Annotated in this window: 17 protein-coding genes; 12 read left to right on the top strand and 5 right to left on the bottom strand. The window is 68.2% G+C overall.

Annotation, left to right across the window (positions count from 1 at the left end):
* Window positions 1–546 precede the first annotated feature (546 nt).
* Window positions 547–3,081: a DNA topoisomerase (ATP-hydrolyzing) subunit A gene (locus QFZ61_RS13730; RefSeq protein WP_307036923.1), complete on the bottom strand. Its 2,535-nt coding sequence runs from the start codon at window positions 3,079–3,081 to the stop codon at window positions 547–549.
* A 122-nt stretch (window positions 3,082–3,203) separates the two neighbouring features.
* Here QFZ61_RS13730 and QFZ61_RS13725 point away from each other — a divergent pair, with 122 nt between their 5' ends.
* The 3 genes from QFZ61_RS13725 to QFZ61_RS13715 all read left to right on the top strand — a co-directional run bounded on the left by QFZ61_RS13725 (window position 3,204) and on the right by QFZ61_RS13715 (window position 8,001).
* Entirely contained in the window at window positions 3,204–5,906 is a 2,703-nt protein-coding gene (locus QFZ61_RS13725) for a GNAT family N-acetyltransferase (RefSeq protein ID WP_307036920.1), read from the top strand.
* A 78-nt stretch (window positions 5,907–5,984) separates the two neighbouring features.
* Window positions 5,985–6,728 (top strand): DUF5998 family protein, encoded by a 744-nt coding sequence (locus tag QFZ61_RS13720; protein WP_307036918.1) that lies wholly within the window; start codon window positions 5,985–5,987, stop codon window positions 6,726–6,728.
* A 94-nt stretch (window positions 6,729–6,822) separates the two neighbouring features.
* A complete protein-coding gene (locus tag QFZ61_RS13715) occupies window positions 6,823–8,001 on the top strand; it encodes an alkaline phosphatase family protein (RefSeq protein WP_307038209.1) in 1,179 nt (392 codons plus the stop codon).
* Between the two features lie 19 nt (window positions 8,002–8,020).
* Here QFZ61_RS13715 and sepH read toward each other — a convergent pair whose 3' ends face one another.
* A complete protein-coding gene (sepH, locus tag QFZ61_RS13710) occupies window positions 8,021–9,502 on the bottom strand; it encodes a septation protein SepH (RefSeq protein ID WP_307036917.1) in 1,482 nt (493 codons plus the stop codon).
* A gap of 322 nt (window positions 9,503–9,824) precedes the next feature.
* On the opposite strand from sepH, the gene QFZ61_RS13705 reads away from it, so the two are divergent.
* On the top strand, window positions 9,825–10,124 hold the full coding sequence (locus tag QFZ61_RS13705) for a DUF4193 domain-containing protein (protein ID WP_307036914.1): 300 nt from the start codon (window positions 9,825–9,827) through the stop codon (window positions 10,122–10,124).
* A 45-nt stretch (window positions 10,125–10,169) separates the two neighbouring features.
* Here the strand turns inward: QFZ61_RS13705 and QFZ61_RS13700 are convergent, their stop codons facing one another.
* A complete protein-coding gene (locus QFZ61_RS13700; protein ID WP_307036911.1) occupies window positions 10,170–10,655 on the bottom strand; it encodes a DUF3093 domain-containing protein in 486 nt (161 codons plus the stop codon).
* Between the two features lie 119 nt (window positions 10,656–10,774).
* On the opposite strand from QFZ61_RS13700, the gene dut reads away from it, so the two are divergent.
* From dut to QFZ61_RS13680, 4 genes are all read left to right on the top strand, one after another.
* On the top strand, window positions 10,775–11,320 hold the full coding sequence (dut, locus tag QFZ61_RS13695; RefSeq protein ID WP_373427158.1) for a dUTP diphosphatase: 546 nt from the start codon (window positions 10,775–10,777) through the stop codon (window positions 11,318–11,320).
* 79 nt (window positions 11,321–11,399) lie between these two features.
* Window positions 11,400–12,113 carry a DUF3710 domain-containing protein gene (locus QFZ61_RS13690; protein WP_307036909.1) on the top strand — a complete coding sequence of 238 codons (714 nt, stop codon included), beginning with the start codon at window positions 11,400–11,402 and terminating at the stop codon, window positions 12,111–12,113.
* Window positions 12,106–12,531 carry a hypothetical protein gene (locus tag QFZ61_RS13685; RefSeq protein WP_307036907.1) on the top strand — a complete coding sequence of 142 codons (426 nt, stop codon included), beginning with the start codon at window positions 12,106–12,108 and terminating at the stop codon, window positions 12,529–12,531. The genes QFZ61_RS13690 and QFZ61_RS13685 overlap by 8 nt, the downstream gene beginning before the upstream one ends.
* Entirely contained in the window at window positions 12,528–13,229 is a 702-nt protein-coding gene (locus QFZ61_RS13680; protein ID WP_307036905.1) for a DUF3159 domain-containing protein, read from the top strand. Before QFZ61_RS13685 ends, QFZ61_RS13680 begins: the two co-directional genes overlap by 4 nt.
* 26 nt (window positions 13,230–13,255) lie before the next feature.
* On the opposite strand, the gene QFZ61_RS13675 is transcribed toward QFZ61_RS13680, so the two are convergent.
* Complete coding sequence (locus QFZ61_RS13675; RefSeq protein ID WP_307036903.1) at window positions 13,256–13,996, bottom strand: TrkA family potassium uptake protein; 741 nt, start codon at window positions 13,994–13,996, stop codon at window positions 13,256–13,258.
* A complete protein-coding gene (locus tag QFZ61_RS13670) occupies window positions 13,997–14,668 on the bottom strand; it encodes a TrkA family potassium uptake protein (protein ID WP_307036900.1) in 672 nt (223 codons plus the stop codon).
* Between the two features lie 168 nt (window positions 14,669–14,836).
* On the opposite strand from QFZ61_RS13670, the gene QFZ61_RS13665 reads away from it, so the two are divergent.
* The 4 genes from QFZ61_RS13665 to dxs all read left to right on the top strand — a co-directional run bounded on the left by QFZ61_RS13665 (window position 14,837) and on the right by dxs (window position 23,317).
* Window positions 14,837–16,813 (top strand): APC family permease, encoded by a 1,977-nt coding sequence (locus tag QFZ61_RS13665; protein ID WP_307036898.1) that lies wholly within the window; start codon window positions 14,837–14,839, stop codon window positions 16,811–16,813.
* A complete protein-coding gene (locus QFZ61_RS13660) occupies window positions 16,810–18,180 on the top strand; it encodes a class I SAM-dependent RNA methyltransferase (protein WP_307036894.1) in 1,371 nt (456 codons plus the stop codon). Before QFZ61_RS13665 ends, QFZ61_RS13660 begins: the two co-directional genes overlap by 4 nt.
* 145 nt (window positions 18,181–18,325) lie before the next feature.
* On the top strand, window positions 18,326–21,148 hold the full coding sequence (locus tag QFZ61_RS13655) for an aconitate hydratase (RefSeq protein WP_307036892.1): 2,823 nt from the start codon (window positions 18,326–18,328) through the stop codon (window positions 21,146–21,148).
* Between the two features lie 195 nt (window positions 21,149–21,343).
* The gene (gene dxs, locus QFZ61_RS13650; RefSeq protein WP_307036890.1) at window positions 21,344–23,317 is read left to right on the top strand and encodes a 1-deoxy-D-xylulose-5-phosphate synthase; all 1,974 of its coding nucleotides are present in this window, start codon (window positions 21,344–21,346) and stop codon (window positions 23,315–23,317) included.

The raw sequence follows: 23,317 nt of genomic DNA, 5'->3' as shown, positions 1-23,317 counted from the left end.
CCGGAAAGGCATCCGTCATAGCGGCCGTCTCTGGCGAATGGTCGGGCCTGGCACTTTACGCCCGGAGCGATTCCTTGCGGTCCGATTCAGTGCCGGTTATGGTTTCGGCAAGTGGAATGTCAGGGATGTCAGCCTTGAGTTCCAGTCGCGGGCCGAGCATCGATAGAGGTGCGTTACCCTCGAGCGGGGCACGACTAAGAGCGTGCCGAGTTCGCCGCAATTCAGGACCTACGCGAATGTCCGTTTGCTCGAAAATCCCCTATCGAACACTCCTGTCGGCGGAGCTGGCCCTGCGTGCCATCCAAAGGAACGCTTCGGCGAGGGGGCGAACGTCACCAACCGGAGCATATTTCTGCAGCCCATGCCGGCAGTGGCACCTCACCTCCAAGTCGAAAACCCAGGTTCCACGGTGGTCTCACCGCCCGCGAGCCTTGTAGTTGCGTGGTGCCAAGCCAGCTGCTGCCCACCGCTTGCCGCAGATGGCCGGAAAGGCAGCCGCCTGCCGGCTGCCTGTGGCAAACGGCCGGGCGTAGCACCCTCCTGCGCCTAAAGGACGAACGCCTCCGGCGCGGGTTCGGCAGACCAGGCCATGCTCGGCCCGATGGCGTCGACAGCCTGGGAGAGCGGGACGCCGGAACCGTCGCGGCGGCCGTGCTCACCGGGCAGCGAACGGGCCACTCCGGCCAGCGAGGATGCTTTCGCCGGGCCGTGGCCGGCCCAGGCCAGCAGCAGGGTGTCCTCGCCCTTGAGGAAGCGGTGTGCCCGCACGCCGCCCGTGCCTCGTCCCTTGGCCGGGTACTCCGCAAGTGCGGTCACCTTCGCTGTCCCGGGGGCCGTGCCCGGGAGGGCGCCTTCGGTGCCGGCGATGGTGACCACCACGGCGGCGTCGTCGTCTGCCCGCGCCGTGCCGAAGTGCAGCACCGCATCGCCGGCGGCCAGTTTGATTCCCGCCATGCCTCCCGCGGTGCGGCCCTGCGGCCGGACCGCAGAGGCGCTGAAACGCAGCAGCTGGGCCTGGCGTGTCACGAAGACCAGCTCGACGTCGTCGCCGGCGGCCTCGACGCCGACCACCGTGTCCTTGTCCTTGAGCGCGATCACTTCCCAATCCTCGCGGTTCAGCGGGTAGTCGGGCTGGACGCGCTTCACCACGCCCTGCGCGGTACCGATGGCAAGGACCGTATCCAACGGGGCGAACGCCACCAGCGACTCGTTCTTGAGCAGGGTGATGAAGTCCTTCGCCGGCACGCCGCCGGCCATGTTGGGGGTTCCGGACGTGGGCGGAAGCATGGGCATGTCCACCACCTGCAACCGCAGCATCCGGCCCTGGGAGGTAATAGCCGCGATCTCACCCCGGGCGGAAGTCTTCACCACCGAGCGGAACACATCGTGTTTGGCCCGCGGCCCGGACTCGGCGAGGCTGTCCTGGTTGGCCGTGCGGGCGATCTGCCCGGACGCCGTCAGGATGGCCCAGCAGGGGTCGTCCGGAATCTCCAGGGCCAGCGGGGCGGCTTTGCCCTTCACGGGAGCGGCGAGGGCGGCGGCGACGGTGGGGGAGACGGCCTCTGATTCCAGCAGCACCGTCCGGCGCGGAGTGCCGTACTTGTCCGCGAGTTCGCCGAGTTCGTCGGAGACCAGGCCGCGCAGCAGCTCGGGGGAGTCCAGGATGGCCTGGAGTTCGGCGATCTCCCTGCGGAGTTCATCCTGTTCCTTCTCCAGTTCAATCCGGGAGTACTTCGTCAGCTGCCGGAGCCGCAGTTCCAGAATGTAGTTGGCCTGGATTTCGGTCAGGTCGTAGATCGACATCAGCCGGGTGCGGGCCGCAGCCGACTCATCCGAGGAGCGGATGATCTGGATGACCTCGTCGATGTCCACGATCGCGATGAGCATGCCCTCGACCAGGTGCAGGCGGTCCTTCTTCTTGCCCAAGCGGAAGGCGGTGCGGCGGCGGACCACGTTGACGCGGTGGTTGACGTACACCGAGAGCAGTTCGAGCAGGCCGAGCGTCTGCGGCTGGCCGTCCACGAGCGTGACGTTGTTGATGCCGAAGGAATCCTCCATCGGCGTGAAGCGGTAGAGCTGCTGGAGCACCGCGTTGGGGTTGAAACCGTTCTTCAGTTCAATGACCAGCCGCAGGCCGTGCTTGCGGTCGGTCAGGTCCACGATGTCGCTAATGCCGGTCAGCTTCTTGCCGTTGACCGCGTCCTTGATCTTCTCGATCACCTTTTCCGGGCCCACCATGTACGGCAGCTCGGTGACCACCAGACCGGTGCGGCGCGCGGAGAGTTGTTCGACGTCGACCTTGGCCCGGGTTTTGAACGAGCCGCGCCCGGTGGCGTAGGCGTCGCGGATGCCGTCCAGTCCCACAATCCGGCCGCCGGTGGGCAGATCCGGGCCGGGGACGAACTTCATGATGTCCTCGAGCGTGGCGTCCGGGTGCTCAATCAGGTGCCGGGCTGCGGCGATCACCTCGCCCAGGTTGTGCGGGGCCATGTTCGTGGCCATGCCGACGGCGATGCCGGTGGCGCCGTTGACCAAAAGGTTCGGGAAGGCGGCCGGCAGCACGTCCGGCTGGGTCAGCTGGTTGTCGTAGTTGGGGACGAAGTCGACGACGTCCTCGTCGAGGTGGTCCGTCAGGGTCAGCGCCGCGGCCGCCAGCCGCGCCTCCGTGTACCGCGGCGCGGCCGGGCCGTCGTCGAGCGAGCCGAAGTTGCCGTGGCCGTCAATCAGGGGCAGCCGCAGCGAGAAGTCCTGCGCCATCCGGACCATCGCGTCGTAGATCGCGGTGTCCCCGTGCGGGTGCAGCTTGCCCATCACTTCGCCCACCACACGGGCGCTCTTGACGTGCCCGCGGTCCGGGCGCAGGCCCATCTCGCTCATCATGTACAGGATGCGCCGCTGCACCGGCTTGAGCCCGTCGCGGGCGTCGGGGAGCGCGCGGGAGTAGATGACCGAGTAGGCATACTCCAGGAACGAGCCTTCCATCTCGGACGTGACGTCGATGTCGACGATGTTCTCGACGTAGGCTCCTGCGGAGTCCGGGCTGGCTCCCCCTGCCGGGGGCGTTGTTTGGCGGCGTGCCATGGGGCTGGTGCGTCCTTCTGGGGGATACGGGGAAATGCTGGGCAAAGCGGGCTGCGCAGTAACGGCGGCAATAACGGTGGCACTTACGGCGGCCCGCTCCAGTTTATGGCTAGGCTAACCCTATGGTGGATCAGCCCGCGGACGGCGTATATCCGGAACATTGGGAAGCCGATGTCGTGCTGCGCGACGGCGGTACTGCGCACCTGCGGCCCATCCACCCCTCCGACTCGGACGCCGTGCAGGCCTTCCATGTCGGGCAGTCGCAGAAGTCCATCTACATGCGCTTCTTCGCGTTTAAGTCCAAGCTCTCCGCCAAGGAACTCAAGCGCTTCACCGAGGTCGATTACAAGGACCGGGTGGCCCTCGTCATCACCATCGGCGGCGACATCATCGGCATCGGTCGCTACGACCGGCTCGATGACCCGGAAGAAGCCGAGGTCGCCTTCAACATCGCCGACGCCCATCAGGGCCGCGGCATCGGCTCCATCCTGCTCGAACACCTCGGCGCCGCCGCCCGTGAGAACGGCATCCGCAAGTTCAGCGCCGAAGTGCTCCCGGAGAACCGCAAGATGCTGATGGTCTTCTCCGACGCCGGGTACGACGTCAAACGGCACTTCGACGACGGCGTCGTGAGCCTGGAGTTCAATATCGACCCCACGGACAAGTCCCGGGCGGTGATGGAATCCCGCGAACACCGCGCCGAGGCCCGCAGCATCCAGGAACTGCTCGCGCCGTCCTCCGTGGCCGTGATCGGGGCCAGCCGCAAATGGGGCACCGTGGGCTACCAGCTGCTGGAACACATCATTGAGGGCGGCTTCACCGGCCCGGTCTACGCCATCAACCCCGAAGCCCTGGAACTGGCCGGCATGCTGTCTTTCGCCAAACTCTCCGACGTGCCCGGGCCGGTTAAACTCGCCATCATCGCCGTCCCGTACGACGAGGTCCCCGGTGTGGTCCGGGAATGCGGCGAAGCCGGAGTCAAGGGGATCGTGGTGGCGACCGCCGGGTACGCGGACGACGGCGAACGCGGCCTCGCCCGGCAACGGGACCTGGTCCGCCAGGCCCGCGCCAACGGCATGCGCGTGATCGGCCCGGCCTCGCTTGGGATCGTCAACACCAATCCGGCCGTGTCCCTCAACGCCTCGATGGCGCCGTCGCTGGCCCGCCGCGGGGGACTGGGCCTCTTCAGCCAGTCCGCGGCGATCGGCGTCTCCCTGTACGCCGCCTCGAGCCGCCGCCGGGTCGGCATCTCAACGTTCCTTTCAGCCGGCAACCGCGCGGACGTCTCCGGCAACGACATGATGCAGTTCTGGGAGGACGACGCCGACACCACCGCCGTCGGGCTGTACCTGGAATCGATCGGCAACCCGCGCAAATTCTCCCGGCTGGCCCGGCGGCTGGCCCGCACTAAGCCGGTCATCGTGGCCAAAACGAACGCCATGGGCCTTGACCTGCCGCCGGGCCATGCGGTGCGCACCACGCAGGCGCCGGCCGAGGCGCTGGACGCCATGATGCGCCAGGCCGGGGTGATCCGGGTGGAGACCATCGAAGAGCTGATGGACGTCGCCCAGATCGTCGCCAGCCAGCCGCTGCCGCAGGGGCCCGGCGTGGCTGTCTTCAGCAACTCCCGGGCGCTGGGCAAGGTGGTAGCGGACAGCGCGGCCGCCGCCGGGCTCGGCGTCGAGCGCATCGTCACCGACGTCGACCTGGACGCCGGCATGTCCCGGGCCCTGCCGGCGCTGCGGCGCAGCCTGCAGGAGACGCTGACCCTTGAGTCGGTGCACGCCGTCGTCGTGTCCCTGCTGCCGGCCCGCGGGCTGACCGTCGAGAAGATCGGCGCTGTGCTGGCCGAATGCTCCGCGGCCACCGGGAAACCGGTGGTGGCCGCGTTCACCGGCATCCTGGATCCGTCGGTCTACGTCGAGGGCATGGTTGGGGCTGCGGCCGACGACGCCGGGCACGCCGCCGCGGTGCCCTGCTACTCCAACCCCGGTGCCGCCGTCGCGGCCCTCGCCGCCGTGGTCCGCTACGCCCAGTGGGTGGTCCGGGACCAGGGCCTCTTCGTGGAACCCGAAGGCTGCGACCCAGAAGCTGCGCATGAGGACCTCGAGGAGCTGCTCCGGCCGGTGGGCGGCGAACAGCTGGTCCGGCTGGACCCCGAGGCGGCGGCGAAGCTGCTGGGCCGCTACGGCATCCGGGTGCTGCCCTCCGCAGGCTTCCGCAGCGACGAGGAAGCCGTCGCGGCCGCCGACCGGTTCGGCTGGCCGGTCGCCCTGAAGACCACCGACCCCGCACTGCGACACCGGCTGGACCTGGGCGGGGTGCGCCTGGACATCCAGGACGCCGACTCGCTGCGGCGCAATATCACACAGATGCGCAAGTCCCTGCAGCGCTATGGATCGCCGTCGCTCGAAGTGCAGTCGATGGCCCCGGTGGGCCAGGCCTGCACCTTCCGGGCCATCGAGGACCCGCTGCTGGGGCCGGTGGTGTCCTTCGGGCTCGCCGGGGACGCCGTGAACCTGCTCGATGACTGGGCCCACCGGGTCCCGCCGCTCTCCGGCTCCGACGTCCATGACTTCATCCGGGCTCCCCGGGCCTCGCGCAAACTCTTCGGCTACCAGGGCCTGCCCGCCGTCGACGCCGCAGCCCTCGAGGACCTGGCGGCCCGGCTCACCCGGCTCAAGGACAACCACCCGGAGATCGCCCTGGTCGAATTCAACCCGGTGCTGGCAGGACCCGAAGGTGCGGTGATCCTGGCCGCCGATGTCCGGATCGCCAACGCCGCCCAGCGCACGGACACGGCGCGGCGTGCGATGCGCAGCTAGCCGCGAACGCCCGCGCCGGGCGGCGGACGCGGACGCGCAGGTTAGCAAGTCCACTGCCGATCTGTGAAAATGGAACCCATGAGCTCCCAGCCTCCAGCATCCAAGCCCCAGACGCCCGCCGCCGGCCGCCACGGCTCGCAGCACCCCGGTCCGCACGACCACAGCGTGCAGGGCCACAGCCTGGAGGAAGCACTGCAGCAGGCCGGCTTCTATCCCCGCCTGGTGGCCGACGTCGTCGCCGACGCTCTGGACGGCCGCGATTGCGTGGCCCACCTGGTCCACCTCGAAACGCACTTCGACCGGGCCGAGGTGCGTCGGCACATCACCGTGCTGGTGCTCACCGAGGACATGCTCGTCATCACCCACGTCGATGACCAGCAGCTTGATGACGCCGGTGAGCAGATCGTCGCCCAGGTCTCCACCGAGTCCGTCCCGGTGACGCAGATCCGCTCCGTGGTCCTCAGCTACGTCTACGCCCAGCCGCAGGACTACAAGCCCTCCGACCCGGTCCGCGAACTGACCCTCTCGATCGCCTGGTCCGGCGGACAGCGCCTGGACATGGGCCCCGCCAGCTGCGGCGACCCGCAGTGCGAGGCGGACCACGGGTACAGCGGAACGATCGCCCAGGAGGACATCGTCCTGCGGATCAGCGCCGAAGCGGACGGCCTGCAAGCAGTCCAGGACGCCAAACTTTTCGCCCGGGCCCTCCGCGCGGTGAACACCGGTTCCACGGCACTGGCCCCGCACGGCGTCTCGTCGCTGCCACAGCGCCCGCGCCCCGGTGTTTTCGGCACCCGCCTCAGCCGCGGCCACCAGCGCTGAGATGGGGCCGGAGCACGCCGTCGAGTCCCCCGAATCCACCGTGCCGGCGCCCGGAGGGCATCCCGGCCAGCCGTCAGCCCCGGTTCCGGGCGGGATGCCCGCGCCCCCGGCCTACGGGCACCGTTCCATCGCCGAGGTGCTCAGCAGCGCCGCCGCGAGCCTGGGCGTCCCGGGCCTTGAGAACCGGCTGAAGCTGCCCGCCGCCAAGCACGTGTGCGTGGTCCTGGCCGACGGGCTGGGCCGGCAACTGCTCAAGCAAAAGTCCGCCCACACTCCTTTCCTGCGGTCAGTGCTGCAGTCGGGCCAGGGCGCCGTACCGGCCGGACTCGATGCGGCGTTCCCGTCCACCACGGCCGCCTCGCTGGCGAGCCTGGGCACCGGGCTGCCTGCCGGGCAGCACGGGATGGTGGGCTACGACGTCCTCGACCCGGACCAGGACCGCGTGGTCAACATGCTCAACAACTGGGACGACGGCGTCGACCCGCACCAGTGGCAGCCGCTGCCCACTGTCTTTGAACGGGCGGCCGGGTACGTCGACGTCAGCACCGTCGGCCTGCCGCGGTTCAGTGATTCCGCCTTGACCCAGGCCGCGCTGCGCGGCGGACGCTTTGTCGCCGGAACCACCTCGCACGCGCGGACCGCCGCAGCGGCAGAGACGATGGCCGGTGCGGAGAGCTCCCTGATGTACTTTTACGTCCACGAACTGGACAAGGCCGGCCACCGCTACGGCTGCCAGTCGCCGCAGTGGGAACACCAGCTCGAAGAGCTCGACGCTACGGTGCGCCGGCTCAACGCCACCTTGCCGGCCGGCACGACCGTGCTGGTCACGGGCGACCACGGCATGCTGGACGTGCCCGAATCGCAGCGCATCGACTACTCCGCTGAACCGGAGCTCATCGCAGGCGTCCGGCACACGGCCGGGGAACCCCGCATGGTCCACCTCTACCTGGAAGACGGCGCAGACGACGCCGGCCGGCGGTACCTGCTGGACGCGTGGCGGACCCGTTTCGGCGACCGGATCTGGTCCTTCACCCGGGAAGAGGCCGTGGCCGCTGGGCTGTTTGGCGAAGTCCGCGGCCCGGTTGGACCGCGGATCGGCGATGTGATGATCGCCGCCCGCGACGCGCTGGCCTTCTATGACACCCGCCGGGTCCCGGCCAGGGCGCTTGAGGTGGTGGGGCAGCACGGGTCGCTGACCAAGGCCGAGCGGGAGGTTCCGCTGCTCTGCTTCCAAGCGGAAGGAAAAACCGGGAAGAAGGCCCAGCGCCGCTGACCGGTGCTGCTAACCGGGGTTAGTCGCCGCGGGTACCGAAGACGATCTCGTCCCAGCTCGGCACGCTCGAGCGCTTCGGCTTGGCGGGCTGGCGTTCCGGCGTCTCCGGTTCCCGCTCAGCACGGGACGGGTCGGTACGGGACGGGTCCTGCTGGGAATCGTCGCCGCGGGAGCCCTCGCCGGACTCGTGCCGCGACCGCCGCGGCTGCCCGCCGCCCAGCAGTTCGTCCAGCCCGGCGCCCGCTCCGGGCCCGGGCGCGGAACCCGCCGGCGGACCGGTACGGACCGGCCGCAGCTGCGAAGCGGCGATGGTGATTTCCCGGGTCTCCGTGCTGACCCCTTCATGGAGCGTCAGCGCGTCGTCGCCCTCCGAGGGCTGCTGGTGCCGGGGCGCCATGCTTAGGCGGGACAGCATGGAAGGACGGGCATCCCGGCGACGGCTCAGGGCGTCTGCGTCCGGAATGGCGTGCGGTTCAACCGTCGCCGCGGCTGCAGGCTCCCCGGCTTCGCCGAGGGCCGGCGCGGGCTGGCCCGAATCGCCGGCGGCGCTCTCGTCCGTGCTTTCCGCGGCGGGCGGAACCTCGGACGGGCGCGGGTGGGCGGCCGGCACACCGTTGGTGAGCAGCAGCGCCAGGGCGTCGTCTGCGTCCTCATCCAGGCCGAGGCGCTGGCCGCGCCGCGACCGGAGCATATCCAGCAGGCCGTCGGCATCCTTGTCCGGCTGGCCGGTGGCCTGGACGCCGTGGGACTGGGCGCTGTTGGAATGGATGACGCTCAGCTGGGCGGTCGCCGTGCGCGCCGCCGCCTCTGCATCGGTCTCAAAATCGAAGGGGCGGTCCGAAACCGCCGAGAGCCGGCGGGACGGAACCGGGCCGTCCATCGGCTCGAGTTCACTGAGTTGCTGGGCCCAGCGGTTGGCGTTCTGCAGCGACTTGCGCGGCGGGCTGAACGTCCACATCGCCGGCGGTTCTTCGCCGATTGCGGCGTGCGCGCCGGGCTGCGTTGCGAAGCGGGCCACCACGTTCCAGCTGCCGTCCTGGCGCCGCCAGGAGTCCCACTCAACGCTGGAGGGCTCAACCCCGTACGCCCGGAGCCGGTGCATCACCATCTCCTCAAGCGTCGCGGGCTGGTCGCCGAAGAAGGAACGGTAGCTGTCGTGCCCCGCAGTAGGGGAAGCGACCTCGATCTTGCGGGCCTGCTGGGCAACATACTCCCGCTCCGCGAGGACCGGCCCTTCATAGCGCTGCACTTTCGCCAGCGGAATGCCGGAAAGTTCGGCCACCTCCGCCGCGGTGGCGCCGCCGCGGATCCTCGCTTGGATGTCCCGCGGGGACATCGAAATGGGCTCCGCGCCTGCGCCCGGAGGAGCCTTCGCGGGCGTCCGGCTCGCAGCCGCCCGCAGAGCCTCATCGATCGGCAGCTGGAACATCTCGCCGCCGGTGCCACTCAACAGGAAATGCTTCCCGTCGTCGTGGACGCCTACAAGCCGTAGATCCTGCATCCAAATCCTCCACCCTGGCATTACTAACACCCAAAACTCTGCCACCGATGGGCCGCAATTCGGGTTAGGAGGGAGGGCGCGCCGTGATATTCCGTGACTTTCCGGCCGCTCCCGGCCGGCCGGCGCCGCCGGTGGCACGCTCAAACCACTGGCCTCTGGCATTCGGGGCGGGTTTGCGTAAAAATGACCCGACATCGGGCACAAAAAGCGCTTGTCCGGCGTTGTCATCGGTGAACCAAACCCGACCGGCTCCTGGGTTACCAGCCCCGGCCGGCCCGGAGGCGGCGAACCACCACAACAAGCGGAGTGTGAGCGACAACTAATGGCAACAGACTACGACGCGCCACGCAAGACCGAAGAAGACCTCAACGAGGATTCCATTGAGGAGCTGAAGTCGCGGCGTACGGATAAGCCGTCGGCGGTGGTCGATGAAGACGAAACCGACCTCGCCGAAGGCTACGAGCTCCCGGGCGCCGACCTGTCCGGTGAGGAGCTGCTGGTCCGGGTGATGCCTGCCCAGGCCGACGAATTCACCTGCGCCTCCTGCTTTCTCGTCCGCCACCGGTCGCAGATCGCCCGCGAAAAAGACGGCCTTAAGTACTGCAAGGACTGCGAAGGCTAAAGCAACCCGGGAGCCAAGGTCATCCGTTCCTGGGCCGTCCCCCCGCTAGCGGGAAAGTGCGGCGACCAGCTGCTCGGGGCGCCGGGTGGAGGCCAGCCAGTAGGGGGTGCGGTCCGAGGGATCCGTAATCTCCATCCGAACCACCGGGTCGATCCAGCCGCGGATGCACAGAAAGGCCAGGCCGTTTAGCCGGACGCCGCGTTCCGCCGTCGCTTCCGCACCGCGGTAGGAGACAGCAGCGCCGACGAAACGGCGTTCGATGGTCGCCCGCCCGACCCGCAGGGTTCCGGCCGTTACCTGGATGGTGGGGGTGGACAGCACCAGCAGGACCACCAGAATCACGAAAAGCACCACAGCGGCGGTGATGCCGGCGGCCATGCTAATCGGCGCGAAGACCAGGATCCCTGCCCCGGACAGCCCGGCCGCCACCAGCCAGATCCAGAAGCTCGGCCAGAGCTTTTCGCTGAACAGGACTGTGGTGTCACCGGGGGTGCTGTTAGGGGCAGGCGCGGCTGGGCTGGATTCGGGCATGAGCCCAGCTTTCCACTTTTCCCGGGCTATTTCACCTTGGCCGAGCTGGCCGGGACCGGCCCCGCTGGGCAGCGGGGGCGGTAGGCCGATCGTTCCCGCGGGCGTTACAGTGGGGGACTGTGACTGAAGAAACTACTGCCGTAAATCCCGCCCCGGCAGCCCAAGCAGCCGGCGACGTGCCGGCGGGCGGGCGCCCCGCTTACGGAGCGCCGACGCTGGCCGTGCAGCTCAGGATGCTCGACGACGGCCTGGAGCCGCCGTCGTATGCCCACCCGGGCGACGCTGGCGCGGACCTGCGGGCCCGTGAGGACGTTGTCCTCCAGCCGGGGGAGCGGCGGCTCGTCCCCACCGGTGTGTCTATCGCCCTGCCCGACGGTTTTGTCGCGCTGATCCACCCCCGCTCGGGCCTGGCGACGAAGCATGGTCTGACCGTCGTGAACGCCCCCGGCACCGTTGACGCAGGCTACCGCGGAGAGATCGCCGTGACGCTGCTTAATACCGACCGCGACGAGGCGATTGAGCTCCGCCGCGGCGATAGAATTGCACAAATGGTCATCCAGCGCGTGGAATACGCGGAGTTCGTGCCAGTGCGGGAACTCAGCGACTCGGTCCGCGGCGGCGGAGGTTTCGGCTCCACCGGCGGATTCGGCGCCCCCGGGGCCTGAGCCCGGCCCTTTTGACCCAGCTGAACCCGGTGCAGCGGCCAGGCGCCCCGCACCGGATCACAACTAAGGAGACAACACCATGGTTTTTGGGCGTGGCAGGAAAGCCAAGCAGGAGCAGCCAGTGGATGCCGGCGAAAGCCAGGAGCCGGGGGCTGCCGAGACCGGCGCCGCAGGGACTCCGGACGCTGCGGTCCGCGGCGCCGGGCCCTACGACGTCTCCGAAATCGACAGCCAGGACGGCTACGTCGACCTCGGCGCACTGCTGATTGCACCGCGCGAAGGGCTGCAGCTGCGGCTTGAGGTCGAGGAGGCGACGCAGCGGGTCGTGGCTGTGACCATGGACCTGGAGGGCTCCAGCCTGCAGCTGCAGGCATTCGCTGCGCCCCGGTCCGAGGGCCTCTGGGATGAAATCCGCGAACAGATCGGCCAGTCGGTCGGAAGCCAGGGCGGCCAGGTCGATGAGATCGAGGGCCACTTCGGCATCGAACTCGTGGCCAAGCTGCCGGCCGGTGACGGCAGCGAAGGCTACCGCGTGGCCCGCTTCATCGGTGTCGACGGTCCGCGCTGGTTCCTGCGCGGCGTCCTGGGCGGCGAAGCCGCGCTCGACCGTGCCGCCGCCGCGGGGCTGGAGGAACTGTTCCGCCAGATCGTCGTGGTGCGGGGGGAGAACCCCATGCCACCGCGGGACCTGCTGCAGCTCCGGCTGCCCCGCGACACCGCGGCGGCGGCGCCCCAGGGCGCCCCGGAGTTCGAGCAACCAGAGCGCGGGCCGGAGATAACCCAGATTGGCTGATGCCCCCGCCAGCAAACCCGGCGCTGCCGTCCCGGTGCGCGGACTGCCGGAACGCGGACGCGTGCTTTGCCGCGGCTTCATCGAATCGGTGACTTACGCCCCGGCCGGCAAAGTAGCCGCTTTCACCGCCATGGTCACCGACCACGACGCCCCGCCGACCAGAGCCCGGGCCGGCCATTCGACAGCCGTACCCGGCGCCCAGTCGGGCGTCCAGTCCACCGCGCAGGCCGGTGCCCGCCGGAAAGGCACGCCCGTGGCCGCGGACCGGCTCCGGGTGATCTGGCTGGGACGACGCCGCATTCCCGGTGTCAACGCCGGCCTGGAGCTCCGGCTCGAGGGAATGGTCACCGTCCGCGACGGCCTGCCCACGATGTTCAATCCGCGCTACGAGATACTCTCCCGCCAGGAGGAGCAATGAGCACGCCCGAAGACCCGCAGCCCACGGCGGCCCAGCTGGCCGAGAGCTATGCCGCCAAGGCAGGCCTGCACCGCTCCAGCAACGGCAACATTGATGTGCTCAAGAGCGCCGGCGGGGTCCAGGGCCTGGCCGAAAGCATCCTCCCGGGACTGGTCTTCCTGGTCGCGTTCACCGTGACCCGGGAGCTTACGCCGGCCCTGGCCGGCGCGCTGGCGGTGGCCGCCGCGTTCACCGTCGCACGGCTGATCCAGCGCAAACCGCTGACGCAGGCGCTGGCGGGCATCCTCGGTGTCGGGCTTTCAGCCTGGCTCGCGAACTCAACCGGCAAGGCCGAGGACTTCTACGTGCTCGGGTTCTTCACCAACCTCGGGTACATCGTCGCGATGAGCATCTCCATCGCGGTGCGTTGGCCGTTCGCCGGGCTGCTGTTCGGTTTCATCCGGAACGAAGGGCTGGACTGGCGCAAGCACCCGGCACGGGTGAAGGCCTACCGGATCGGGACGTGGGTGATCATCTCGGTCCTTGCCCTGCGGCTGCTGGTGCAGGTGCCGCTCTACTTCATGGGGGAGCAGGGCCTCGCGGGCCTGGCGACTACGCGGCTGATCATGGGCGCGCCGCTGTACATCCTGGGCATGTGGGTCGCGTGGCTGCTCACCCGCCCTGCGCCGGCTCCGGCCGAGTCTGTCGACCCGGCCTGACCCGCCTCAGCTGCGGGCTGCATGGCTTAGCCGTCGAAGCCGTCGTCCGCGGCTAGAGCGCCGGAGGCCTGGGTGGAGGACTCTATTGTGGAGGGCTCGACGGCGGAGTCCGGCGCCGAGAGCAACGCGCGCAGCCCGTCTTCGGCCGCGATGGTGGTGACAAAGAACAGTTCGTCGCCGCCGTCGATCACATCATCCCGGCTCGGCGTGATCGGCGCCTGGTCCCGCAGGATCGCCACCAGAGTGGCGTCCTCGGGCCAGTCGATGCTGCCCACCGTCAGCCCGATCACATGCGAATCGTGCGGGACGGTGAACTCAACGAGCGAGGACACCCCGGTCTGGAGCGTCAGCAGCCGGACCAGGTCACCGATTTCCACGGCCTCTTCGACCAGCGCCGTCATCAGCTGAGGGGTGTTGACAGCGACGTCGACGCCCCAGGAATCATCGAACATCCAGTCGTTCTTCGGGTTGTTGACCCGTCCGACGGTGCGCCCGACGCCGAACTCGGTCTTGGCCAGCAGGGAAACCACCAGGTTGACCTTGTCGTCGCCGGTGGCTGAGACGACGACGTCAGCGTCCTCCAGCCGGGCGTCCTTCAGCGTGCTCAGCTCGCACGCGTCCCCCACCAGCCAGTGCGCGCCGCGCAGCCCGCTGCGGCCGATCACCTCCGGCTTAAGGTCGATCAGCAGGATTTCGTGTTTGTGAGCCAGCAGTTCGCGGGCGATCGAGGAACCGACGCTGCCCGCCCCGACGATGACGACTTTCACTTAGGACTCCTTGACGGGGGGCTTGGCAAGAATGTGGGCGACCTCCGACGTACGGTCCACCGGCAGCATGGCGTGGATGGTATCGCCGTCCTGGAACGCCGTGCCCGGCCCGGGGAGAATGCCCTCGCCGAACCGGGTGAGGTAAGCGATCCGGATGTCCGCTGTTTTTTCAATCGCGGACAGCGGCTGGCCGACCCAGGCGGCGTCCAGGTCCACCTCGGCCAGCACCAGCCGGCCGGAGGGGTCGCGGAAATCGCCCGCGAGGTGCTGCTCCGGCAGGATCCGGCGCAACACCTGGTCCGCACTCCAACGCACCGCGGCGACCGTGGGGATTCCCAGCCGCTGATAGATCTCGGCGCGGCCCGGGTCATAGATCCGCGCCACAACGTGGGGTACGTGGAAGGTTTCGCGCGCCACCCGGGTGGCGAGGATGTTGGAGTTATCGCCGCTGGACACCGCGGCGAAAGCGTAGGCCTCCTCGACGCCGGCCTGCTTGAGGGTTTCTCGGTCGAAACCGACGCCGGTGACCTTGCGGCCGGAGAACCCGGTGCGGAGCCGGCGAAAGGCACGGTCGTCCTGGTCGATGATGGCGACCGAATGGCCGGCGTCCTCCAACGTGTGCGCCAAGGTTGCACCCACCCGGCCACAACCCATGATCACGAAGTGCGCCACACGTGCCTCCTCAAGCGTCTGCGTCTACTACTGCTGGGTAAAACTCTACCGGCCACCCGCCCGGGCGACGGCGGTGCGGCCAGCGGGGTGGCGGTGAGCCCGGCCAGGCCTCCGGCCGCCGGGCTTCGCCGTCATGACATCGCGTCCGAATCAGACTAGCTTTGTCTGGTGCTGACAATTTTCAATGCCGTGAAGCGGGTGCTGGTCGGCAAGCCCTTCCGGAACGACAGCCTGGCCCACACCCTGCTGCCCAAGCGGATCGCGCTCCCCATTTTCGCTTCCGACGCACTCTCCTCCGTGGCCTACGCCCCGGACGAAATCCTGCTCACGCTGGCGCTGGCCGGCGTCAGCGCCGTCGCCTTCTCGCCCTGGGTGGGGCTGGCCGTCATGGTGGTGCTGCTGACCGTCGTCGCGTCCTACCGCCAGAACGTTCATGCCTACCCCTCCGGCGGCGGCGACTACGAGATCGCCAATGAAAACCTCGGCAAGTACGCCGGCCTCACCGTAGCCTCGGCGCTGCTGGTGGACTACGTGCTCACCGTCGCCGTATCGATGTCCTCGGCTGCCGCCTACCTCACCACTGCCGTCCCGTCGCTGCACGGCCAGCAGGCGGCGATCGCCACGATCGGCGTCATCATCCTGGCCCTGGTCAACCTGCGCGGCATCCGCGAAGCCGGCAGCGTCTTCGCGGTCCCCACGTACATTTTCATGTTCTCCATCCTCGGCATGACCGCCGTCGGCATCTTCCAGGCCGCCACCGGCCAGCTGGGCCAGGCGCCGTCCGCTGAGTTCCAGATCATCCCGGCCGCAGGCTTCGACGACGGGCTGGTGGGGCTGACCGGTGCGTTCCTGCTGCTGCGGGCGTTCTCCTCCGGCGCCGCTGCGCTGACCGGCGTCGAGGCCATCAGCAACGGCGTGCCGAACTTCCAGAAACCCAAGAGCAAAAACGCCGCCACCACGCTGCTGCTGCTGGGCGTCATCGCCGCCAGCATGCTCGCCGGCATCATCTACCTGGCCAACGCCACCAAGGTGCACATTGTGCTGGACCCGGCGAAGGAGTTCCTGCTCAACGGCAAACCCTTGGCCGAGGACTACATTCAGAACCCGGCCATCAGCCAGATCGCGCAGACGGTCTTCGGCGCCGGCTCCATTCCGTTCTACGTCGTCGTGGCCGCCACCGGCGTGATCCTGGTGTTCGCCTCGAACACGGCGTTCAACGGCTTCCCCGTCCTGGGTTCGATCCTCGCCCAGGACGGCTACCTGCCGCGCCAGCTGCGCACCCGCGGCGACCGGCTCGCGTTCAGCAACGGCGTGCTGGCGCTGGCCGCCGGCGCGCTGGTGCTGATCATCTCCTTCGACGCCGACGTCACCAAGCTCATCCAGCTGTACATCGTCGGCGTCTTCATTTCGTTCACGCTGAGCCAGCTGGGCATGATCCGGCACTGGGGCCGCGAGCTGAAACTTGCCAAGGACCCGGCCGCGAAGCTGCGGATGGTGAAATCCCGCACCATCAACACCATAGGGTTCGGCATGACCGGGCTGGTCCTGGTGATCGTGCTGATCACCAAATTCGAGCAGGGCGCGTGGATCGCCCTGCTGGCGATGTTCATCCTGTTCCTGATCATGTGGAGCATCCGGGCGCACTACGACAACGTGGCCAAGGAACTCGCCGTGGATGAAGACTCCTCGCCCCGGGCCCTGCCCACCCGGGTGCACGCGGTGCTGCTCGTCTCGCACGTCCGCAAGCCGGTGCTCCGGGCGCTGGCCTACGCGCGCGCGTCACGGCCCTCCCAACTCGACGCCATCACGGTGGACATCAGCCCGGAAGAGACAGAGCAGACGCTGGCGGACTGGGAGAAACTGGACATCCCGGTCCCGATCACGGTGCTCGCCAGCCCGTTCCGGGAGACCATCACGCCAATCATGGAATACATCAAGAACATGCGGCGCGATTCACCGCGCGACCTGATCGTCGTGTACATCCCCGAGTACGTCGTCGGCAAGTGGTGGGAGCAGCTGGTCCACAACCAGACCGCGCTGCGGATCAAAACGCGGCTGCACTTTGAGCCCGGGGTCATGGTCGCCAGCGTGCCCTGGCAGCTTAAATCCTCCGAAGAAGCAAAGAGACTGCAGGACATCCAATGAGCGCCGACACCCGGACACCCGCCCGCACCGAGCTCGTCGTCGACGTCGGTCCGGTCGCCCACGGCGGACACTGCGTGGCCCGGCACGAGGGCCGGGTGATCTTCGTCCGCCACGGCATTCCCGGTGAAAAGGTACGCGTCAGGCTCACCGAGGACGGCGAGAGCGCCAAATTCTGGCGCGCCGACGTCGTGGAGGTGCTGGAGGCCTCCCCGGACCGGATGGAGCACTTCTGGCACGCCGCCGACGCCCAGCGCGCCTGGTCGCATGGCCATCCGCCCGTCGGCGGCGCCGAACTGGGCCACATTAAGCTGCGCCGGCAGCGCCGGCTCAAGGCCGAGGTCCTGGCCGAACAGCTGCGCAGGCTCGCCGGGGTGGACGTGGCAAGCCTGCAGGTGGATCCAGGGGAGTCGATCGTCGAGGCCGTCGGGGAGGCGGCAGGGTCTGCCGGCACCGGGCTGGCCTGGCGCACCCGGGCCGGTTTCGCCATGACGGCCGGCGGCAAACTCGGCATGCACGCCCACCGCTCCGACGCGGTGTTCCCTGTCCGCGAGATGCCGCTGGCAGTCGACGGCATCAACGCCCTGAAGCTCTGGGACCTCGACCTGCAAGGCATTGAGCGCCTTGAGGTGGCGGCGCCGGCCAACGGGTCCCGGCCGCTGGTGCTACTGGTCCCGTCCGCCGACACCCGGGCCAAGCGGCTCAACGCCGTCGTCGCCCAGCTCCCGGACGACGTGTCGGTGGCCCGGCTGGACCCCGGCACTGGCGCGGTGACCCAGCTGCGCGGCCGCACCTGGGTGCAGGAAACCGCGGTCGGGCACGACTACCGGGTGACCGGGGACGGCTTCTGGCAGATCCACCGCGCCGCCCCCGAAACCCTGGTCGGAGCAGTCACGAGCTTCCTGCACGACGGCGGCTACCTCGGCCCCGGCTCTGTTGTGGCGGATCTCTATGCCGGCGCCGGGCTCTTTACCGCGTCCCTGGCCGACGCTGTCGGTGTCACCGGCTCCGTGCTGTCGGTGGAAGGCGCGCCGGGCACCAGCCGGGACGCCCGCAAAAACCTGCACGGTGCGCCGCAGGTCGAAATCATCCAGGGCAAGGTGGAACGGGTGCTGCGGCAGAAGCCACGCAACTTCGACGCGCTGATCCTGGACCCGCCGCGCGCCGGCGCCGGCAAGGCCGTTGTGAACCAGCTGGTGGCCGCCGGTCCGCGGGCGGTTGCCTATGCTTCCTGTGATCCGGCATCGTTCGCGCGGGACGTGGCCTACTTCCAGCAGGCCGGCTGGAGCCTGCAGGGATTGCGCGGCTTCGACCTGTACCCGCACACCCACCACCTGGAGACTGTGGCGTTACTGACTCCCCGGGGCTGAGGCCACTAGGATGGGCGGAGTAGTCCGACATCGTGCACTGCAGTCCCTGACATGGTTTGAATCTTCCCCGCTTGGTTAGGATGGCCTAACTAGCTAGGGGTCTGCGGCGCGACAAAGATGAAACTGTTGCGAGAGGAGTCCTGCGATGAGCATTGTGGACAGCTTCGGTTCAAAAGGCAAACTTAATGTAGCCGGTACCGAATACGAAATTTTCCGGTTGAACTCCGTTGAAGGTGCAGAAAACCTTCCGTTCAGCCTCAAGGTATTGCTTGAAAACCTGTTGCGGACCGAGGACGGCGCCAACATTACCGCCGACCACGTCCGCGCCCTAGCCGGTTGGGATCCCAACGCAGAGCCCGACACTGAAATCCAGTTCACGCCGGCGCGCGTGATCATGCAGGATTTCACCGGCGTTCCCTGCGTTGTCGACCTTGCCACCATGCGCGAGGCCGTCAAGGAACTGGGCGGTGACCCCAAGCGGGTCAACCCGCTAGCACCGGCGGAAATGGTCATCGACCACTCCGTGCAGATCGACGCCTTCGGCAACTCCGGCGCACTGGAGCGCAACATGGAGATCGAGTACCAGCGCAACGGTGAGCGGTACCAGTTCCTGCGGTGGGGCCAGACCGCGTTCGACGACTTCAAAGTCGTCCCGCCGGGAACCGGCATCGTGCACCAGGTCAACATCGAGTACCTGGCCCGCACCGTGATGACCCGCGAAATCGACGGCGTCCTCCGCGCCTACCCGGACACCTGCGTCGGCACCGACTCGCACACCACCATGGTCAACGGCCTGGGCGTGCTCGGCTGGGGCGTCGGCGGTATCGAAGCCGAGGCTGCCATGCTCGGCCAGCCCGTCTCCATGCTGATCCCGCGCGTCGTGGGCTTCAAGCTGACCGGCTCCATCCCGGCCGGTGCCACCGCCACCGACGTCGTCCTCACCATCACCGAGCAGCTGCGTAAGCACGGTGTGGTGGGCAAGTTCGTGGAGTTCTACGGCGAAGGCGTCGCGGCCGTGCCGCTGGCCAACCGCGCCACCATCGGCAACATGAGCCCCGAATTCGGTTCCACCGCCGCCATGTTCCCGATCGACGACGTGACCCTCGAGTACCTGCGCCTTACGGGCCGATCCGAGGAAAACGTCGCCCTCGTGGAGGCGTACGCCAAGGAACAGGGCCTGTGGCACGATCCCGCCAAGGAGATCAAGTTCTCCGAGTACCTTGAGCTGGACCTGTCGACGGTTGTTCCGTCGATCTCCGGACCGAAGCGCCCGCAGGACCGCATCATCCTCACCGAGGCCAAGGACGAGTTCCGCCACGATCTGCTCAACTACGTCAAGCACAACGCCGACGCCGGCACGCTGGACGAGTCGCTCGAGGAGTCCTTCCCGGCTTCGGACCCGCCCTCCTTCACCCAGTCGGAGACTCACGTCACCGACACGGACCGCGAGCCGCCGCTCTATTCGGCAGCACACGGTGCGGCTGGCCGGACCTCCAACGCGGTCAAGGTGACCGCCGAGGACGGACGCGAATTCGAACTGGACCACGGCGCCGTGGCGATCGCCTCGATCACCTCCTGCACCAACACTTCCAACCCGTCTGTGATGCTGGCCGCCGCGCTGCTGGCCCGCAACGCCGTGGAGAAGGGACTCACCTCGAAGCCCTGGGTCAAGACCTCCGTCGCCCCCGGCTCCAAGGTCGTCACCGACTACTACAACAAGTCGGGCCTGACGCCGTACCTGGAGAAGCTGGGCTTCTACATCGTCGGCTACGGCTGCGCGACCTGCATCGGCAACTCCGGACCGCTCGACACCGAAATCTCCGAGGCCATCCAGGCCAACGACCTTTCGGTCACCGCTGTCCTGTCCGGCAACCGCAACTTCGAAGGCCGGATCAACCCGGACGTCAAGATGAACTACCTGGCGTCCCCGCCGCTGGTCATCGCGTACGCCCTGGCCGGCACCATGGACTTCGACTTCGAAGCCGACGCCCTGGGCCAGGACGAAGCGGGCAACGACATCTTCCTCAAGGACATCTGGCCGAACCCCACAGAGGTCCAGCAGGTCATCGATTCCTCGATTGACAAGGAAATGTTCGCCCGCGGTTACGAAGGCGTCTTCGAAGGTGACGACCGCTGGAAGGCGCTCGACACCCCTGCCGGTGACACGTTCGCCTGGGACGAGAAGTCCACCTACGTCCGCAAGCCCCCGTACTTCGAGGGCATGCAGGCCAAGCCGGAGCCCGTCCAGGACATCACCGGAGCGCGTGTGCTGCTCAAGCTCGGCGACTCGGTCACCACCGACCACATCTCCCCGGCCGGCTCGTTCAAGTCCGACACCCCGGCGGGCCAGTACCTGCTGGCCAACGGTGTGGAGCGCAAGGACTTCAACTCCTACGGCTCGCGCCGTGGCAACCACGAAGTCATGATCCGCGGCACCTTCGCCAACATCCGGATCAAGAACCAGCTGCTCGACGGCGTGGAGGGCGGCTTCACCCGCGACTTCAGCCAGGCTGACGGTCCGCAGGCCTACGTCTACGACGCCGCGCAGAACTACCAGGCCGCCGGCACCCCGCTGGTCGTCCTGGCCGGCAAGGAGTACGGCTCCGGCTCGTCCCGTGACTGGGCGGCCAAGGGCACCGCACTGCTGGGTGTCAAGGCTGTCCTCGCGGAGAGCTACGAGCGCATCCACCGCTCCAACCTGATCGGCATGGGCGTCCTGCCGCTGCAGTACCCGGCCGGCGAGAACGCCGAAAGCCTGGGCCTGACCGGCACGGAAACCTTCGCCGTTGAGGGCGTCACCGCCCTCAACGAAGGCACCACGCCCAAGACGCTCAAGGTCACTGCAACGGCCGAAGACGGCACCACCACGAGCTTCGATGCGGTCCTGCGCATCGATACCCCGGGTGAAGCCGACTACTACCGCAACGGCGGCATCCTGCAGTACGTGCTGCGCCAGATCTCCGCGTAGGGACCCGGGGTAAGCCCGGCAACGCCTTTCCGTCGGGTTTACCCCGGGGGTGCGGAGATCGTCTCCGCCAGCTAAGTCAAGGCAGATTAACCCAGCAACACCACGTGAAAGCCCCGGCCCGTTACCGACGGACCGGGGCTTTCCCGTTAGGCGTTACAGTTAGAAGGCATGTCTACTACCCCGCAAGGAGGGCCGTTGGGAATCTTGGAGACCATCCGGAGTCCGCAGGACCTGAGCAAGTTGTCCGAGGCGCAGCTCGCCCAGCTGGCTGCCGAGGTCAGGGAGTTCCTGATCGGCAACGTCTCGCAGACGGGAGGCCACCTCGGGCCGAACCTCGGCGTCGTTGAACTGACCATCGCGCTGCACCGGATCTTCGATTCCCCCCGCGACAGCATCGTCTTCGACACGGGCCACCAGTCCTATGTGCACAAGCTCCTTACCGGCCGCCAGGATTTCAGCACGCTGCGCCAGCAGGGCGGCCTCTCCGGTTACCCCGACCGCGGCGAATCCGAGCACGACATCGTCGAAAGCTCCCACGCCTCCTCCTCGCTGTCCTGGGCCGACGGCATCTCGCGTGCCCGCCGCCTGACCGGCGACGGTGACCGCTACGTGATTGCCGTCGTCGGTGACGGCGCCCTCACCGGCGGCATGGCCTGGGAAGCCATCAACAACATCGCTGCGGACAAGAAGCGCCGCGTCGTGATCGTCGTGAACGACAACGGCCGATCCTACGCCCCCACCGTGGGCGGCGTCGCCGACTATCTCGCCTCGCTGCGCCCCACCATCGACTCGCTCCGTGCCGCCCCTGCCTACGAGCGCGCCCTCGACTCCTGGAAGAAGCGGCTGCAGAGCGGCGGCCCGGCCGGCCAGTTCACCTACAAGAGCCTGCATGCCATGAAGAAGGGCATCAAAGACTGGTGGGCGCCGCAGGGCATGTTCGAGGACCTTGGCATGAAGTACATCGGACCGGTGGACGGCCACAACCTCCAGGCGATGGAAAACGCCCTCGCAACGGCCAAGAACTACGCCGGTCCCGTCATCGTGCATGCCATGACCGAAAAGGGGCACGGCTACGCGCCGGCCCGCGCGCACGAAGCGGACCAGTTCCACGCCGTCGGCATCATCGACCCGGAAACCGGGGAACCCACGGAAGCCGGCGGTGCCAAGTCCTGGACCTCCGTCTTCGCCGATGAGATCGCGGACATCGCCGACGAACGTAAAGACATCGTCGGGATCACCGGTGCCATGCTGATCCCGGTCGGGTTGCACAAGTTCGCCGCGCGGCATCCGGAGCGGGTATTCGACGTCGGCATCGCCGAGCAGCACGCCCTCACCTCCGCAGCGGGCATGGCGTTCGGCGGACTGCACCCCGTGGTCGCCCTCTACGCCACCTTCCTGAACCGTGCCTTCGACCAGTTGCTGATGGACGTAGCGCTGCACAAAGCCGGTGTCACGATCGTGCTGGACCGCGCCGGCGTCACCGGTCCCGACGGCGCCAGCCACCACGGAATGTGGGACATGGCGATGGTGCAGATCGTCCCCGGCCTGCACCTGGCCGCGCCGCGCGACGCTAGCCGGCTGCGCGAAGAACTCCGCGAGGCCGTCGCTGTCGAAGACGCACCCACCGTGATCCGTTACTCCAAGGGAACGGTTGGCGCCGAAGTCGAGGCGCTCGAGCGGCTCAGCGACGGCGTCGACGTGCTGGCCCGCAGGCCTTCAGGCTCAAGCGACAACGACGTGCTGATCGTCAGCGTCGGCGCGATGGCCGAACTGGCGCTCGACGTCTCCAACCGGCTCGGTGCCCAGGGGATCAGCTCCACCGTGATCGACCCCCGCTGGGTCCTTCCCGTTCCTCGGTCCGTCATCGCCCTCGCCTCACACCACCGCCTCGTCATCTGCATTGAGGACGGTGTGCGGGCCGGCGGTGTCGGCTCGCGGATCCGGCAGGAAATGCGGGCTGCCGGCGTGGACACCGCGCTGAACGAGGTGGGCCTGCCGGTGGAGTTCCTGGACCACGGGAGCCGCAGCCAGGTGCTGGAACGTGTCGGACTGACCGCGCAACAGATCACGCACGACGTCGTCGCGCAGGTCCTCGGGACCAAGGTGCCGTTCGCGCGGCCCCTGCCCGGCCAGGAACACCCCAGCACCGGCAGCCTGCCGATTTTGTGA

It is taken from the genome of Arthrobacter sp. B3I4, assembly GCF_030816855.1.
GTDB lineage: Bacteria > Actinomycetota > Actinomycetes > Actinomycetales > Micrococcaceae > Arthrobacter.
This window is presented reverse-complemented; position numbering and strand designations above follow the sequence as displayed.

Excerpts from the sequence above, each read along its gene's own strand:
- QFZ61_RS13730 (WP_307036923.1), bottom strand. The coding sequence starts at position 3,081 with ATGGCACGCCGCCAAACAACGCCCCCGGCAGGGGGAGCCAGCCCGGAC.
- QFZ61_RS13725 (WP_307036920.1), top strand. The coding sequence starts at position 3,204 with ATGGTGGATCAGCCCGCGGACGGCGTATATCCGGAACATTGGGAAGCC.
- QFZ61_RS13720 (WP_307036918.1), top strand. The coding sequence starts at position 5,985 with ATGAGCTCCCAGCCTCCAGCATCCAAGCCCCAGACGCCCGCCGCCGGC.
- QFZ61_RS13715 (WP_307038209.1), top strand. The coding sequence starts at position 6,823 with ATGCCCGCGCCCCCGGCCTACGGGCACCGTTCCATCGCCGAGGTGCTC.
- sepH (WP_307036917.1), bottom strand. The coding sequence starts at position 9,502 with ATGCAGGATCTACGGCTTGTAGGCGTCCACGACGACGGGAAGCATTTC.
- QFZ61_RS13705 (WP_307036914.1), top strand. The coding sequence starts at position 9,825 with ATGGCAACAGACTACGACGCGCCACGCAAGACCGAAGAAGACCTCAAC.
- QFZ61_RS13700 (WP_307036911.1), bottom strand. The coding sequence starts at position 10,655 with ATGCCCGAATCCAGCCCAGCCGCGCCTGCCCCTAACAGCACCCCCGGT.
- QFZ61_RS13690 (WP_307036909.1), top strand. The coding sequence starts at position 11,400 with ATGGTTTTTGGGCGTGGCAGGAAAGCCAAGCAGGAGCAGCCAGTGGAT.
- QFZ61_RS13680 (WP_307036905.1), top strand. The coding sequence starts at position 12,528 with ATGAGCACGCCCGAAGACCCGCAGCCCACGGCGGCCCAGCTGGCCGAG.
- QFZ61_RS13660 (WP_307036894.1), top strand. The coding sequence starts at position 16,810 with ATGAGCGCCGACACCCGGACACCCGCCCGCACCGAGCTCGTCGTCGAC.
- QFZ61_RS13655 (WP_307036892.1), top strand. The coding sequence starts at position 18,326 with ATGAGCATTGTGGACAGCTTCGGTTCAAAAGGCAAACTTAATGTAGCC.